The organism is Acinetobacter sp. YH12068_T (assembly GCF_024606005.1).
Taxonomy (GTDB): domain Bacteria; phylum Pseudomonadota; class Gammaproteobacteria; order Pseudomonadales; family Moraxellaceae; genus Acinetobacter; species Acinetobacter amyesii.
In genome coordinates, this window is sequence record NZ_CP094555.1 from 3,150,283 (window position 1) to 3,164,711 (window position 14,429).

The window sequence follows — 14,429 nt, forward strand, 5'->3', positions numbered from 1 at the left end:
CTTAACGTCCAAGATATTTTTCAATGACATCTTCATTGGCTTGGACTTCGGCCAATGTACCCTCGGCCAAAATCGCACCTTGCGCCAATACGGTGACTTTTTCACTGATGGTGTCAATAAAGCTCATGTCATGTTCAACCACAACAAGGGTATGGTTCTTTTTCAACTCTAAACACAGCTCTGCGGTACGCTCTGTTTCAGCATCGGTCATCCCTGCTACAGGTTCATCCAGCAGAATCAACTTTGGACGCTGCATCAGTAGCATGCCTATTTCTAACCACTGCTTTTGACCATGTGACAACAGCCCTGCCGGTTTATAGATCAATTCTTCTAAGCGGATTTGTGCTAAAGATTCGTCCAAGGCATTTTGCGCATCTGGATCAAGCTTGCTGAAAAAACTCTTTTTCACCCGTTTATCTTTCGGCGCTGCCAATAACAGGTTTTCCATCACGGTAAAATTTTCAAATACAGTTGGCTTTTGAAACTTACGACCGATCCCAGCTTCTGCAATTTGCTCTGTGCTCATTTTTGCCAAATCATAGGTTTGCCCAAAAAAAGCCGAACCTTCTGTTGGGCGAGTTTTCCCTGTAATCACATCCATCAGCGTGGTTTTTCCTGCACCATTGGGACCAATGATGCAGCGCAGCTCACCTTCTTTGATATATAACGACAAATCATTTAATGCACGGAAAGAATCAAACCAAACGCTGACTTTTTCCAAATACAGGGCTATACCGTGACTGAAATCTGCACCCTGCTCCTTTGGTCGCCCATAGACTTCAGCAGCATGACCGCCATGCGGTTGAACCCATTGATCATTCATTCGCTACGCTCCTTTTTAAACCGCTCTAATAGCCCAATCAAACCTTTTGGCAGGAATATCGTTACCACAATAAACAGCGCACCTAAAATCAATAGCCATGCCTCTGGATAAGCCACCGTAAAATAGGTCTTCACCCCATTGATTAAACCTGCACCCAAAATTGGGCCAATCAGCGTACCGCGCCCCCCTGCAGCCACCCACACCGCCATTTCAATCGAATTGACAGGGTTCATTTCACTCGGGTTAATAATACCGACTTGAGGGACATACAGAGCGCCTGCAATCCCTGCGATCACAGCGGACAAGACCCATGCAGAGAGCTTGTACCATAAGGTGCGATAACCTAAATATTGCAAACGGTTTTCACTGTCACGAATTGCACCAAGTACACGACCATAGGGTTTATTCATCAGGTGGCGTAAACCGACAAAACAGACCAGCAAAGTCAGTGCAGTGAGGAAACACAAGGTTGCGCGCATTGGTGCAGAGGTAATATCTAGACCTAAGATGGTTTTAAAACCGGTAAAGCCGTTGTTACCGCCAAAGCCGGTTTCATTGCGAAAAAACAGTAGCGCCGCAGCAAAGGTCATAGCTTGGGTAATAATTGAAAAATACACGCCTTTAATTTTTGAGCGGAAGGCAAAGAAGCCAAAAATGAAGGCAATCAATCCCGGAACTAAAACCACCAAAGCCAATGCCCACACGATATGTTCAGTACCCATCCAGTACCACGGTAGCTCAGTCCAACTCAAAAAGCGCATAAAGTCGGGTAAGCCATCGCCTGCCGCCTCACGCATGAGATACATACCGAAGGCATAGCCGCCCAAGGCAAAGTACAGACCATGTCCCAAACTTAAAATGCCGGCATAGCCCCAAACCAAATCTAAGGCCAATGCCACCAAGGCGAGACACATAATCTTGCCAATGAGCGTGACCCAATACGCTGATAAATGCAGTGCTGAATCGGCGGGCAATACATGTAACCAAGGCAAAATCAGCAAAATGGCAAAGCACACGGCAATCGCCATACCGCTATAGGGTTTATCCGATAATAACGAAGTGATTTTCATGCGCTTACTCCACAAAACGGCCTTTGATGGCAAACAAACCTTGTGGACGTTTTTGAATAAACAAAATCACAAGAACCAGTAGAATAATTTTCGCTAAGACCGCACCCATGCCGATTTCCAGCACAGTGCCACTGACACCTAGACCTAAGGCAGCCAGTACTGCGCCCCATACTTGGCCAACACCACCCACCACAACCACCAAGAACGCATCGATAATATAGTTTTGTCCTAAATCAGGACCGACATTGCCGACTTGTGCTAAGGCACAGCCTGCTAGACCTGCAAGCCCCGAACCTAAACCAAAAGCCATCATGTCAATGCGGCTAGAACGGATACCTACGGCCTGTGCCATTTGACGGTTTTGCGTCACGGCACGAACAAATAAACCAAAACGGGTTTTATTTAGTAAATAAACCAGCAACAACAGTACCGCAACGGTAAAGCCAATAATGGCAATGCGGTTATAAGGCAGCATCATACTCGGTGTTACAGCGATGCCCCCTGACAGCCATGAAATATTCGACACCTCGACATTCTGCGCACCAAAAACCATGCGCACCAATTGCATCAAAATTAAGCTCACACCAAAGGTGGCTAATAGTGTTTCCAATTGACGGCCATACAAGGGACGAATAACGGCACGTTCAATCAACATGCCAATCAAAGCGCTAACAAAAAACGCAGCAGGAATCGCGGCAATCAAGTACCAATCGACATAGCTACTGAGATAACTCTTAAACAGGCTTTGCACCACATAAGTGGTGTAGGCCCCGATCATGATCAGTTCACCATGCGCCATATTAATCACGCCTAGCAGGCCATACGTAATGGCTAAGCCCAACGCCGCCAGCAGTAAAATACTGGCCGTGCTCAGTCCGGAAAAGACATGTCCAGTCCATTCACTGGCCTGAATACGGGTTTTAATATTGCTCTTGGCTTCTGTCAGTGCGGCTTTTAACTCGGGATGCAGATTGGCTTGTTGTAATTCCTGCTCCACCATTGCCAACACATCGGGACGGTTAGAATCTTGCAGCACTTTAGCCGCCTGTATTTTTTGTAAAACATCAGGGTTTCGATAGTCCAAGCGTGCTTTGAGCTGCGCTAAACGGGCTTTAACTTTGTTATTTTTTTCATTTAAATACAATTGATTAATATTTTTAACATCCAACTCAGCCAAGTTATTTTCTAAAATATCGATCGCATCTAAACGCTGGTTTAAATCATCCGATTGCAGCTTTTCTTTCGCTTGCGCAAAAGTTAAGGCTTTACGAAGGGTATTCACCAAGGTGACTTGAGATAAATCGGCAGGCCAATCCGTCACGGTTTGCAAATCAGGATAGCTCAATAATTTTTCGTCAGTTTCTAAAATATAGGTTTGACCGCTTTGACCACTATATAACTGGTCTTTTTCGACCAATGCGGCCAACTGATCTAAGGATTCAATATCGCCCGGCCACTGATTTAGTAAACTACGTCGCTCGGTAAAACTCCCGCGAACAAACTGCTGAATGGCATCACCTTGCTGCACAGATTGCACCGTAGACACCACATCCGCTGCTGTTTCTGCATGCACGATTTGCAGACAGAATAATTGACTCAGGAATAGAAAAAGGATCGGGAAATTGCGTAATTTTTTCATCTTATAAGCATCCCAATAGAGTAATAGAACAACCCCTTCTAGGGATCACATCAAAAAATGCCTATTACACAATGGCAGTAGGCATTCGGATTGAATTATTTAGGGATGTACGGGCTCCATGGCTCTGCAGCAATGGTTTTTGCGGTTTTGTGTACCACATCAAACTGACCATCGGCACGGATCTGACCAATCATGACTGGTTTATGCAAATGATGGTTCGACGCATCCATTTGCAAGGTATAGCCCGATGGCGCTTTAAATTCTTGGCCGGCCATAGCTTCACGCACTTTATCGACATCTGTGCTTCCTGCTTTTTCTACCGCTTGTTTCCACATATTGATGCCGACATAGGTAGCTTCCATCGGGTCATTGGTCACAAATTTATCGGCATTTGGCAGTTTGTATTCCACGGCATACTGCTTCATTTTGTTGGTGAATTCAGTATTCACTGGATTTTTCACTGACATGAAGTAGTTCCACGATGCCAAGTGTCCGACCAGCGGCTTGGTATCGATACCGCGTAATTCCTCTTCACCCACAGAGAACGCCATCACTGGAATATCCGCAGCTTTGATGCCTTGGTTGCCCAATTCACGATAGAATGGCACATTTGAATCGCCGTTAATGGTCGAGATCACAGCAGTCTTTTTCCCTGCCGCAAACTTCTTCACATTGCCCACAATAGTTTGATAATTGCTATGACCAAATGGGGTATATTCTTCCATGATGTCTGCATCGGCAATGCCTTTCGACTTCAAGAATGCACGTAAGATTTTGTTGGTAGTGCGTGGGTAAACATAGTCCGTGCCCAACAGTACAAAGCGTTCTGCCTTTCCACCCTCTTCACTCATCAGGTATTCAACAGCAGGAATCGCTTGCTGATTCGGTGCAGCGCCTGTGTAGAAAATATTTTTAGACTGTTCCTGACCTTCATACTGAACAGGGTAGAACAATAAGCCATTTAATTCTTCAACCACGGGTAAAACCGACTTACGAGATACCGACGTCCAGCAGCCAAAAATCACGGCCACTTTGTCTTGGGTAATCAACTGACGGGTTTTTTCTGCAAATAATGGCCAGTCCGATGCCGGATCAACCACCACAGGTTCTAGTTTTTTGCCCAATACCCCGCCATTGGCATTAATTTCATTAATCGCCATCAAGGCCGTATCTTTAAGAGAAGTTTCTGAGATCGCCATCGTGCCTGACAGCGAATGTAAGATCCCGACTTTAATAGTATCGCCACTTGCTGCAGCCGCTTTTGGTTCAGATGCAGCACTTTCTGTTTTTTCTTCTGCAGGTTTTGAACAGCCCGTTAAAGCAATCGCCCCAGTCATCGTTGCCGCTAAAATACTTTTAGCAAATACATTGCGTTGAAACATTATTCACACTCCCAACCTAAGCTTGTAAGTCACATTTTTAAAATGCATTTGTTGTCTTTCATCACAACAGAGCAATTCAATAACTGTGCCAAGCCTTATTTTTTATTTTGATTGAGTGCTTTTATTTATTTTTAAATATTATTTTTCATATGGTTATATTCAAAAAACTTGCTTGTAATTTTTTATGGTTCGATCCAAACACCATAAAATCACCGCAAAGATGCATACAAACTTGTATCCAACATTTGACCTATAATTGAACAATTTTGCGACGTTTTTCAAAAAATACGGTGTTTTAGCACACAAATCATGCAGCTTTTCCTAAATTTAAAGCAAAAAAAACCACTTGCGTGGTTTTTTTCCTTATTGCCATTTTAAACCGCCAAATCGGCCAAATTACCCTTCTGCTCTAGCCAGTGTTTACGGTCTGAAGAGCGCTTCTTCGCCAATAATTTGTCGAGTAAACCTGAAGTAAACTGTACGTCATCCAAGTCCAGTTGCACTAAACGACGTGTATCGGGATCCATAGTCGTTTCACGCAACTGACTCGCGTTCATCTCACCCAAACCTTTGAATCGAGTAATTTGTGGATTTTTGGTTTTACATTTCTTTAAGATGCTTTCCAGTTCATCCTCATCCAAAGCATAGTGCACATCTTTATTGTCATCTATACGGAACAGCGGTGGCATCGCCACAAACAGATGTCCTTCCTCAACCAAAGTATGGAAATGTTTGACGAACAGTGCGCAGAGTAAAGTCGCAATGTGCAAACCATCCGAGTCGGCATCGGCCAAGATACAAATCTTTCCATAACGTAGTTCTGACAAATCATCACTGCCCGGATCTACACCAATCGCAATCGCAATATCATGTACTTCTTGCGATGCTAAAACTTCATCAGAAGACACTTCCCAAGTATTTAAAATCTTACCGCGGATCGGCATGATCGCTTGGAAGTTCTTATCACGTGCTTGTTTGGCAGAACCACCTGCAGAATCCCCTTCCACAATAAACAGTTCTGATTCTTCGAGGGTATGCCCCACACAGTCAGCCAGTTTACCCGGTAAAGCTGGACCTGAAACGATTTTCTTACGTTCAACTTTTTTCGCAGCTTTTAAACGGCGACCGGCCTTGGCAATCACCATTTCTGCCAGTTGCATAGCAATATCGGAGTTTTGATTCAGCCACAGTGCAAAGGCATCTTTGGCAATATTTAACACCACACTAGAGGCTTCACGGCTTGAAAGTCGTTCTTTAGTTTGACCCGAAAATTGTGGCTCTTGGAATTTTAAAGACAGAATAAAGTTGACACCATCCCACACATCTTCGGCAGACAGCTTCATATTACGCGGCAACAAGTTACGTAATTCACAGAACTCACGAATCGCATCTGTCACACCCGAACGTAAACCGTTGACATGTGTACCGCCTTGCGCAGTTGGAATCAAATTGACATAACTTTCTTGAATCTGTTCGCCGCCTTCAACGTTCCAGCAAATGGCAAATTCAGCACTAGCACGTTCAGCTTCACCAGTCGCCACAAATGCAGGAACAGGAACGATGTCACGGTCTTGTAGCTCATCCATCAAATAGTCGACCAGACCATTTTCAAATTGCCATTCGATCTTTTCGTTGTTGATTTGATCGATATAAATAATCTGCAAGCCTGCCGCCAAAACAGCCTTGGCTTTTAAGTTGTGTTTTAAGGCTTTCAGCGCAAATTTAGGCGAATCAAAATATTTGGCTTCAGGCCAAAAATGCACGGTAGTACCCGTTGCACGTTTAGCGCATTTACCTTCCAACACCTCAAGCGGTGCCACAGGAACGCCATGTTCAAAGGCCATTTTATATAGATTGCCTTGACGCTGAACTTCCACTTCAACACGATCTGACAGTGCGTTCACCACCGAAATACCCACACCGTGTAAACCACCTGAAAATTGGTAGTTATCGGTACTGAACTTACCACCGGCATGTAATTTGGTCAGAATAATTTCAATCCCGCTTTGGCCATACTCAGGATGAATATCAACAGGCATACCGCGTCCATTGTCTTCTACCGACAAAGAACCATCTTTATAAACCGTCACAGTAATTTTGTTGGCATGACCTGCAAGCGCTTCATCGACGGAGTTATCTATCACTTCCTGCGCCAAATGGTTTGGTCGTGTAGTGTCTGTATACATACCCGGACGACGACGTACCGGATCTAGGCCAGATAAAACTTCAAGTGATTGAGCCGTATATTGCGTCACGTTGCAAAATTCCCTGCTTTTTTGGTTAAAACATTTCTTCAAGCGCTACAGTATATGCTTTTTTATTAAAATGCATATCTCTTGCGATCAGCCGCCATTTTCTTAAACAATTTAAACGTCAAATTATGTCGTAACTGCCCATTTTTTGTATGTTGGATCTAACTTTTCAGCATTTGTATTGGATCATTTTATTTAGGCATATTTTTGACAGCATCTACCAAAAACTGCAAGAGCATGGGTATTTTTTCTGCAAAGTTATCCATGCCATGCGTTCCACCCACCTCAGTGATCAACATGGCCATGCCGGCTTGAGCCGCACTATAAAAACCAGCGGCATATCGATAATCCAAGGTTTCATCACCTTGTTGGAGCAAGACCAACAGTTGATCTGCGTTCTCAACCTTAGATACCGCCAAAGCCTGCATTTGATTGAGCTGTGCATCATCCAAGCACCACGTTTCAGTCACCTGATAAGGCAATGCCGTCTCACCAAATAAATCACGAAATAATTGCCATGGATAGACCGCAGGATTGATGAGCACCGCAGGAATGTGATGACGTGCCATCAACTGCGTCGCATAAAAGCCACCTAAACTGCTACCGACCAAAACCACATTATCCAAACCTTCAATCAGCTCTGACATCTGCTGCATTACCTGTAGCGGTGGCATATTCAAATCTGGCAAATGCACGTGCACCCCATTTAAGTCTGCGCAATGGCGCCGCAGTATCTGTCCTTTCACTGAATTTGAGTTACTTTGAAAACCATGCAAATACACAATATTCATCATTTTGATTCCAAATTGATCTTTAAATTGCTTTAAAAGTGGCATATAAATGCTAACTGCGTCACATTTTCTAAATTTGAATTTTTAGTAAAATTGTCAGACAAAAGGCATTCACCGACAGGTCTGTTATCGGTATTGTAAAAGCTGTTCGTGAGAATTTTATAAAATAAACAATGAAACTTCAGGCTATTCCAGTAATAAATACAATCGAGGGATAGCATTGAATGTAAGGATAGGAACATTATGCCTAGCTTAACACCATTGCATGAAACCTATTGTAAATGGGACCGCACTCCACCCAGTCAAGCAGATGTGCTGGAAGGTTTGGCACAACTCGTGACAATGCGTTTTAGTGATGTCGTGCATGACTTGATCAAAAACATTCAACGTGAAATTTTAATCAGTATTTTTGGAATGAGCGAACAAGGCTCGAAAGCCTTTCATAAGCAGCCGACCATTGCACGGATTTACGAATTTTCTTACAACACTTTTTTCAATTATGGCAATTATTTACTTGCACCAACGCTGCGTAGCATTATTGAAAAATTCCCACGCTTACACGACAAACCCCTCACCCCGTCTTTACATTTTTTAGTGGGCGCACTGAATGGGGTCTTGGGCGACTATTTACTGAAATATCACAACCCGATGGCCTTACCGATGGTGGTTTACGACCATTATGGTGCGGTACAAAAAGGCGAATTAAACGGTCGTATTACCCTGTTAATTCATGGGCTGTGCATGAATCATCTGTCATGGTCGACAGCCAAATATGGCGGCATTGGTGAAAAATTACTGTCACAACGTGACCACAACACCATGCTGTATTTAAATTACAACACGGGTCGTCGTATCTCGACCAATGGTCGCAGCCTTGCCAATACATTAGAAGATTTGGTCCGTCGCAACCCGGGTATTACCAGTATCGACTTAATTGGTCATAGTATGGGGGGCTTAGTGTCCCGTAGTGCCATTTTTTATGGCAAACAAAATATGTATCAATGGATTCATCAAGTCGAAAATCTAGTCTGCTTAGGCTCACCGCATCATGGTGCTGTGCTTGAACGTATCGGATTTCATCTGCAAGATCAATTGGGGCGTTTCCCTTTGGTCAAAATCGTGGGCCACGTGGTGAATATTCGCAGTAACGGCATTTTAGATTTGCGCTATGGCAGCGTGCGTGATGATGATTGGGAACATAATGATGTCCGTATTGGACTCATGGACGACAACCGTAAACCAGCCCCGATTCCATCGCATATCAATACCTACCTCGTGGCAGGGACCATCGAATATGAACATCGTCGCAATAAAACGCGACATGTGATTGGAGATTACTTGGTCAGTGTAAAAAGTGCATTGGGGGAACACCCAAATGCACGGTATCAACTGAAAGTGCCAGATTCACATAAAGCGATTTTTTATGGCTTGAACCATTTCGAAATTCAGCATCATCCGCAAGTGGCTGAGCAAATCGTGCATTGGTTCTATCCAAACAATGACGATAAAGCTTGTGATCATATCTATGAATTTATGATGGACTTGGAAAGTGTGGAAGGCATTGCCCTAACCTAACGTACCCCCCATTGAGACTCATAAAAAAAAGCCCTCAACTGAGGGCTTTTTTATGTATCACTAAATTAAAATTTATCACGTAAACGTGGGACTGGTTTGCTTGGATATTTACGCAATAACTGCCAAAGACTGAGCAAGGTTAATACCGCAAAAAACACCAATGACCAAACCGGTAAGGATTGTCCCAAGAACGTCCAATCCACTTTGGCACACTCACCAGAGCCTGTCAGCACTTGCTCAAAGACCGATTTTAACGGCAGCGTTTCTACCCAATAATCCAGTCCTGGGCCACAGCTCGGTACTTTGTCTGGCGGTAAGTTTTGCAGCCAAATATGACGCGCAGCCACCCCAGCAGACCAAAGAATTGATAGTGTCCCCAACAATGCGTAAATGCGTTTACCCCAATTCGATGCTGGATTGTGAATCAACGCAATCAATGAAATGATGCCGAGTCCAATCAAACCAATACGTTGGAATACGCACAACGGACAAGGCTCTAAGCCTTGTACATGTTCTAAAAACAGCGCAAAAGACATACCGATCACGCTGGCTAAAAACAACAAACCACTCACGAAGCGGAAACTCCATTTCATGGTAAATCCTCTTAAAATTTTTTATCTAAAGTTTTTCAAATATTCTTCAAAACTCAAGGTGCAGTCTTGCTCAAGTTCAGCCTGTTTTTCTAAAGACTGCTCAGCAGCTTGTGCAAAATATGCTGCAGTTTCAGGGCTCAAGACATGCTGCTCATACACTTCAGCATGTTGTAAGGCCATAAAGCTACCAAAGCCCCAAGTTCCACCTTGTTCTAAAGTATCGCTAATCATACGTGCCGACAATGTTTCATCGACTTCATCGATGCGTGATTGCATCACAGCCATTGCCTGAGTGTAAATATCTGTATTGTAAGAATCATCCAGCAATTCAGCCAACGGTTGCATCGCTGCAACATGTGTACGACACCATGTTTCAATTGGAATTGCCTGACCTTGCTGTAAAATCACCGCATTTGGCGCACGACCACGGTTCACTACTTCCGCCTGATTTTTCTCAATTTCATTTTGTTCGGCATCTAACAACGCTGGACTGTCTTGCAATAAACAGTACAAAGCCACCACTTCGAGCAAGCCTGCCGTGTCTTCATTGATTCCAATCGGGCTATAAGGATTGACATCTACCGCGCGTAATTCAACATAACCTACGCCACGATTTTGCAGGGCTTCAGACGGTGTTTCACCATCCTGCGGCACTTGTTTCGGACGAACCAAACTGTAGTACTCATTTTCAATTTGCAACACATGGTCATTAATTTGAATCGGTTCACCCTGTTCATCATTTAAACCTAAATGACTAAATGCGGCATACGGGGTATGCACCGCTTTTTGCAAACCTTCCAAATACGCCTGAATGTCGTTGTAGTGAATCCCTAACTGTTTTTGTGCTGAATTTTGATAGCCAAAATTTCCCATACGCAGCGCCGTTGCATAGGGTAAAAATAGCGTGCCTTTTAAGAGCGGTAACAGCTGATGTTCACGTCCAGTCATAAAACATTTACACACCGACGGACTCGCCCCAACCAAAAACATCACCAATGGCGTTAAACGAATAAAATTACGGATCAGGCCGAAATAACGATGACTGCGATAATCCTGTAAGCTCAATGCCTTGAGGGCGTCGTCAGTTTCATGCTGTTGAAGTGCTTCAAAGAAATGATCTGGGAAGGATAAATTATAATGCACCCCTGAAATGGTCTGCATCCGGCGACCATAACGCACCCCTAAACCACGACGGTACAAGGTTTTAAAACGTCCTATATTCGAGCTGCCATATTGCGCTAAACGAATACTGTCTTCGTCTTTATCCAACATGCACGGCATCGACAACGGCCAAAGTTTCTCACCATGTTCCAAATGCGTATGCGCAACAGCATGAATATCTTGCAGATAGTTCAACGCCTCGGTAATGGTTTCTTTTGGCGGTGTGATAAATTCCATTAAAGCTTCAGAATAGTCTGTCGTAATATGCGGATGAGTCAAAGCCGCACCCAAGGCTTGGGGGTGGTCGGCCTGAGACAAGAAACCGTTGCTTTGCATACGTAAGCTTTCGCGCTCAATACCGCGCAACATTCCTTTAATCAGCGAAGAATCTACCCAAGTCGGTAAAATGTCTTGAGAGGTCGATTCGGGTTGACTCATTGCTATCTCGCTTAAATGGAAGAAACTACTAAAATAAAATCATCAGTTTATATCAGTATAACGCGATTTGAAGTGGGCATATGACCCACTGTATAGTTTTGAGACAAACCGTGATTTTATTTTGGCAATTTTTTATCACAAACTTACTCTATATGACATTTGAAATTTGTGATTTTATAAACAAATATATGCTAATAATGCTTAAAACTTATGAATTATCAAGATATTCTCGAATTTTGGTTTAACCCAGAAAATCAGCCCAATTGGTTCGCTAAAAGCAATAATTTTGATGTTTTAATCGAAAAAAAGTTTAAAGACATCCATCAAGCGGCCAGTCAAGCAGAACTGTGGCAATGGCGCACCACAGCCGAAGGTCGCTTGGCTGAAATTATTGTTTTAGATCAGTTTTCGCGAAATTTATTCCGTGACTCTGGCTTGGCTTTTGCCCAAGATGCACTGGCTTTGGCGCTTGCACAAGAAGCCATCGCGCAGGGTTTAGATCTACAATTAAGCCCTGAACAGCGCTCATTTTTATATATGCCCTTTATGCATAGCGAATCGACAAAAATCCATCAAAGCGCGTTAAAATTATTTGAGCAACTGGGCAATCCGATCAACTTAGAATTTGAAAAAAAGCATAAAGTGATTATCGATCGATTTGGACGTTACCCGCATCGCAATGCGGTATTGGGCAGAACATCTACAGCAGAGGAATTGGAATTTTTAACCCAGCCCAATTCTAGCTTTTAATTGACGGCTTTTGGCCAGTATCTCCCCTTGCCATGAACCGATTAAACAGGAGTATGCGCATGAACAAACTCATTATCGCAGCAGCCATAACCGCAGCACTCGGTTTAACTGGCTGTGCCACAACCCCATCAAAACCTTTGACCTTTGAACAACTCGGTCAATATTCTGCGACACCATTAAATGCTCAAAGCTATCGGATTAGCTTCCAAGCTAGACCCAATATGAGCTATGGTACTGCCGAAGAAATCACCTTGGTTAAAGCCGCTCAAACCACCCTACACAATGGCTTTCAATATTTTAAAGTCATGGATGACCCGAGTAATCGGAGTCAAAAACCGCCGCGCCAAGCGGTGATTTACCCAGACCCAATGCCTTATCCATATGGCTATTACCGTCGCCATCCTGGTTTTTGGCCAGGCCCGTTTTATGACGTTCCACAGGTGGTCACACTCGATCCAACTCAAGTTTCCTACAGTATTACTTGCTATAAAGATCGTGCCAAAGCCCCTCAGGATGCCTTTGATGCTCGCTTGATTTTGCAGTCACTCGGAGCTAAATATGGTTTAGACAGCCAAGGAAATCCTTTGCCTGTAGCCGCTGAGCCCACCTCTAAATAAGTCAACCCATAGAGACCCGATCATTGATGAGCCCAACTGAACAGCCCGCTGTTTCATCTAGTCTGCAACGCAGTAAACGCTTCGCCACCATTGCTTTGGTGGTGGCGGTGCTGGCGTGGATTGCATTGATGATCGCAGCTAAATTACTGCCCGAATATGTTTGGCTCATTCATATTTTGATGCTTTCAGCAGAAGCTGGCGTGGTTGGTGGTTTGGCAGACTGGTATGCGATAACCGTTTTATTTCGCAATCCCTTTGGTCGTATTCCGATTCCTAAATTTTTACGTGACCACACAGAAATTATTCCACGCAATAAAGCGCGCATTGCTGAGTCCATGGGCCGCTTTGTTCAGGAAAATTTTCTTTCACCACAAGTGGTTGAAAAAAGTTTAGCGGAGACGGATCTCTCTCTTGCCGTCGGGAAATGGTTGGCCAATCCGCACAATAATGCGCAAGTGACTCAAGTCATTCAGCAAACGGTACCGAAAATTTTCGAATTTGTCGGTCAGGAACAAATTGGACGATTTATCCAAAATAACAGCGTGCAATGGGTACGCAATACGCAAGTCAACCATCTTGCCAGTGAAATGCTGCGAGCAGTTTTAGAAAATGATTTCCATCAAGATGTCCTGCAACGTGGATTAGATTTAGCCCATGACTGGATGTTACAGCACCCTGAACAAACCCGTGATTTATCACGTCAGTTGTTTAAAGAACTCGGGGTTTGGAAGCTCGCCAAAGGTGCAAGCTGGATCGGCATTGATGTACAACAACGCACCATTGATTCATTGGTGAGCCGTGTCGAATCTATGTTGGCCGATCCAGAACATCCTTGGCGTCGAAAAATTGAAGAAATGGCACAGCAACTCATGCATGAGTTGGCAGACAATCAAAGTGTAGCCAGCCAACGTTTGAATAGCACCAAGGACGCTTTATTAGACAGCCCACAAATGCTTAACTTTTTAAGCGGCGCTGTTGTGATTTTATGTGATGCGATTAAATCTGATCTACAAAAGCCGGACTCAGGTATTGCACAAAACCTACGTGTCGCCATTCAACAAGTGGGCGAAAATATTGTCTCTAATGTCGCTGTACGCCAATTGCTGAATGAAAAAATGAGTGATATTGCCATCAATCTCTCCGATCAATATAGCGAAAAAGTCATTCGGTTTATCAGTGAACGTATACACGAATGGGACTCACGTGAAATGATCGATAAGATCGAAAACGAAGTCGGTGGCGACTTGCATATGATTCGAGTCAATGGTGTCGTGGTCGGTGGTTTTATTGGCCTCGCACTAGGGATTATTCGTGCCTGTGTAGAATGGCTGCTTTAGC

12 protein-coding genes are annotated in these 14,429 nt (G+C 43.8%); 4 read left to right on the forward strand and 8 right to left on the reverse strand.

Translation table 11 applies throughout. The features are described 5' to 3' along the window. Position 1: 1 nt before the first annotated feature. The 6 genes from urtD to MST18_RS15040 form a co-directional block, all read right to left on the reverse strand. Complete coding sequence (urtD, locus tag MST18_RS15015) at positions 2-823, reverse strand: urea ABC transporter ATP-binding protein UrtD (protein ID WP_180132813.1); 822 nt, start codon at positions 821-823, stop codon at positions 2-4. Further along, the gene (gene urtC, locus MST18_RS15020) at positions 820-1,893 is read right to left on the reverse strand and encodes an urea ABC transporter permease subunit UrtC (protein ID WP_180049715.1); all 1,074 of its coding nucleotides are present in this window, start codon (positions 1,891-1,893) and stop codon (positions 820-822) included. Before urtC ends, urtD begins: the two co-directional genes overlap by 4 nt. 4 nt (positions 1,894-1,897) lie before the next feature. Further along, positions 1,898-3,532 (reverse strand): urea ABC transporter permease subunit UrtB, encoded by a 1,635-nt coding sequence (gene urtB / locus MST18_RS15025; protein WP_180132814.1) that lies wholly within the window; start codon positions 3,530-3,532, stop codon positions 1,898-1,900. 95 nt (positions 3,533-3,627) lie between these two features. Then, complete coding sequence (gene urtA / locus MST18_RS15030) at positions 3,628-4,914, reverse strand: urea ABC transporter substrate-binding protein (protein ID WP_180078537.1); 1,287 nt, start codon at positions 4,912-4,914, stop codon at positions 3,628-3,630. A 374-nt stretch (positions 4,915-5,288) separates the two neighbouring features. After that, the gene (parE, locus tag MST18_RS15035; protein WP_180066486.1) at positions 5,289-7,169 is read right to left on the reverse strand and encodes a DNA topoisomerase IV subunit B; all 1,881 of its coding nucleotides are present in this window, start codon (positions 7,167-7,169) and stop codon (positions 5,289-5,291) included. Between the two features lie 188 nt (positions 7,170-7,357). Then, positions 7,358-7,957, reverse strand: a complete 600-nt coding sequence (locus MST18_RS15040; RefSeq protein ID WP_180132855.1) for a YqiA/YcfP family alpha/beta fold hydrolase — start codon at positions 7,955-7,957, stop codon at positions 7,358-7,360. A gap of 243 nt (positions 7,958-8,200) precedes the next feature. On the opposite strand from MST18_RS15040, the gene MST18_RS15045 reads away from it, so the two are divergent. Beyond that, entirely contained in the window at positions 8,201-9,532 is a 1,332-nt protein-coding gene (locus MST18_RS15045; RefSeq protein WP_078193243.1) for an alpha/beta hydrolase, read from the forward strand. Between the two features lie 65 nt (positions 9,533-9,597). Here the strand turns inward: MST18_RS15045 and MST18_RS15050 are convergent, their stop codons facing one another. Together MST18_RS15050 and gshA are read right to left on the reverse strand one after the other, a co-directional pair. After that, positions 9,598-10,125, reverse strand: coding sequence for a disulfide bond formation protein B (locus MST18_RS15050; protein WP_078190602.1), 528 nt, complete (start codon positions 10,123-10,125; stop codon positions 9,598-9,600). Positions 10,126-10,146: 21 nt separating this feature from the next. Then, positions 10,147-11,724, reverse strand: a complete 1,578-nt coding sequence (gshA, locus tag MST18_RS15055; protein WP_180008631.1) for a glutamate--cysteine ligase — start codon at positions 11,722-11,724, stop codon at positions 10,147-10,149. A gap of 210 nt (positions 11,725-11,934) precedes the next feature. On the opposite strand from gshA, the gene MST18_RS15060 reads away from it, so the two are divergent. From MST18_RS15060 to MST18_RS15070, 3 genes are read left to right on the forward strand one after another with little or no spacing between them, the layout of a single operon-like run. Next, positions 11,935-12,474, forward strand: a complete 540-nt coding sequence (locus tag MST18_RS15060) for a DUF924 family protein (protein ID WP_078190604.1) — start codon at positions 11,935-11,937, stop codon at positions 12,472-12,474. A 59-nt stretch (positions 12,475-12,533) separates the two neighbouring features. Next, complete coding sequence (locus MST18_RS15065; protein ID WP_078193246.1) at positions 12,534-13,091, forward strand: hypothetical protein; 558 nt, start codon at positions 12,534-12,536, stop codon at positions 13,089-13,091. Between the two features lie 26 nt (positions 13,092-13,117). Continuing rightward, positions 13,118-14,428: a DUF445 domain-containing protein gene (locus tag MST18_RS15070; RefSeq protein WP_180132815.1), complete on the forward strand. Its 1,311-nt coding sequence runs from the start codon at positions 13,118-13,120 to the stop codon at positions 14,426-14,428. Position 14,429 lies beyond the last annotated feature (1 nt).

What these genes read in the sequence shown, in the direction of transcription:
- urtB (WP_180132814.1), bottom strand. Translation starts at nt 3,532, where the DNA reads ATGAAAAAATTACGCAATTTCCCGATCCTTTTTCTATTCCTGAGTCAA.
- MST18_RS15050 (WP_078190602.1), bottom strand. Translation starts at nt 10,125, where the DNA reads ATGAAATGGAGTTTCCGCTTCGTGAGTGGTTTGTTGTTTTTAGCCAGC.
- MST18_RS15060 (WP_078190604.1), top strand. Translation starts at nt 11,935, where the DNA reads ATGAATTATCAAGATATTCTCGAATTTTGGTTTAACCCAGAAAATCAG.
- MST18_RS15040 (WP_180132855.1), bottom strand. Translation starts at nt 7,957, where the DNA reads ATGAATATTGTGTATTTGCATGGTTTTCAAAGTAACTCAAATTCAGTG.
- MST18_RS15065 (WP_078193246.1), top strand. Translation starts at nt 12,534, where the DNA reads ATGAACAAACTCATTATCGCAGCAGCCATAACCGCAGCACTCGGTTTA.
- MST18_RS15045 (WP_078193243.1), top strand. Translation starts at nt 8,201, where the DNA reads ATGCCTAGCTTAACACCATTGCATGAAACCTATTGTAAATGGGACCGC.
- urtD (WP_180132813.1), bottom strand. Translation starts at nt 823, where the DNA reads ATGAATGATCAATGGGTTCAACCGCATGGCGGTCATGCTGCTGAAGTC.
- urtA (WP_180078537.1), bottom strand. Translation starts at nt 4,914, where the DNA reads ATGTTTCAACGCAATGTATTTGCTAAAAGTATTTTAGCGGCAACGATG.
- urtC (WP_180049715.1), bottom strand. Translation starts at nt 1,893, where the DNA reads ATGAAAATCACTTCGTTATTATCGGATAAACCCTATAGCGGTATGGCG.
- MST18_RS15070 (WP_180132815.1), top strand. Translation starts at nt 13,118, where the DNA reads ATGAGCCCAACTGAACAGCCCGCTGTTTCATCTAGTCTGCAACGCAGT.
- gshA (WP_180008631.1), bottom strand. Translation starts at nt 11,724, where the DNA reads ATGAGTCAACCCGAATCGACCTCTCAAGACATTTTACCGACTTGGGTA.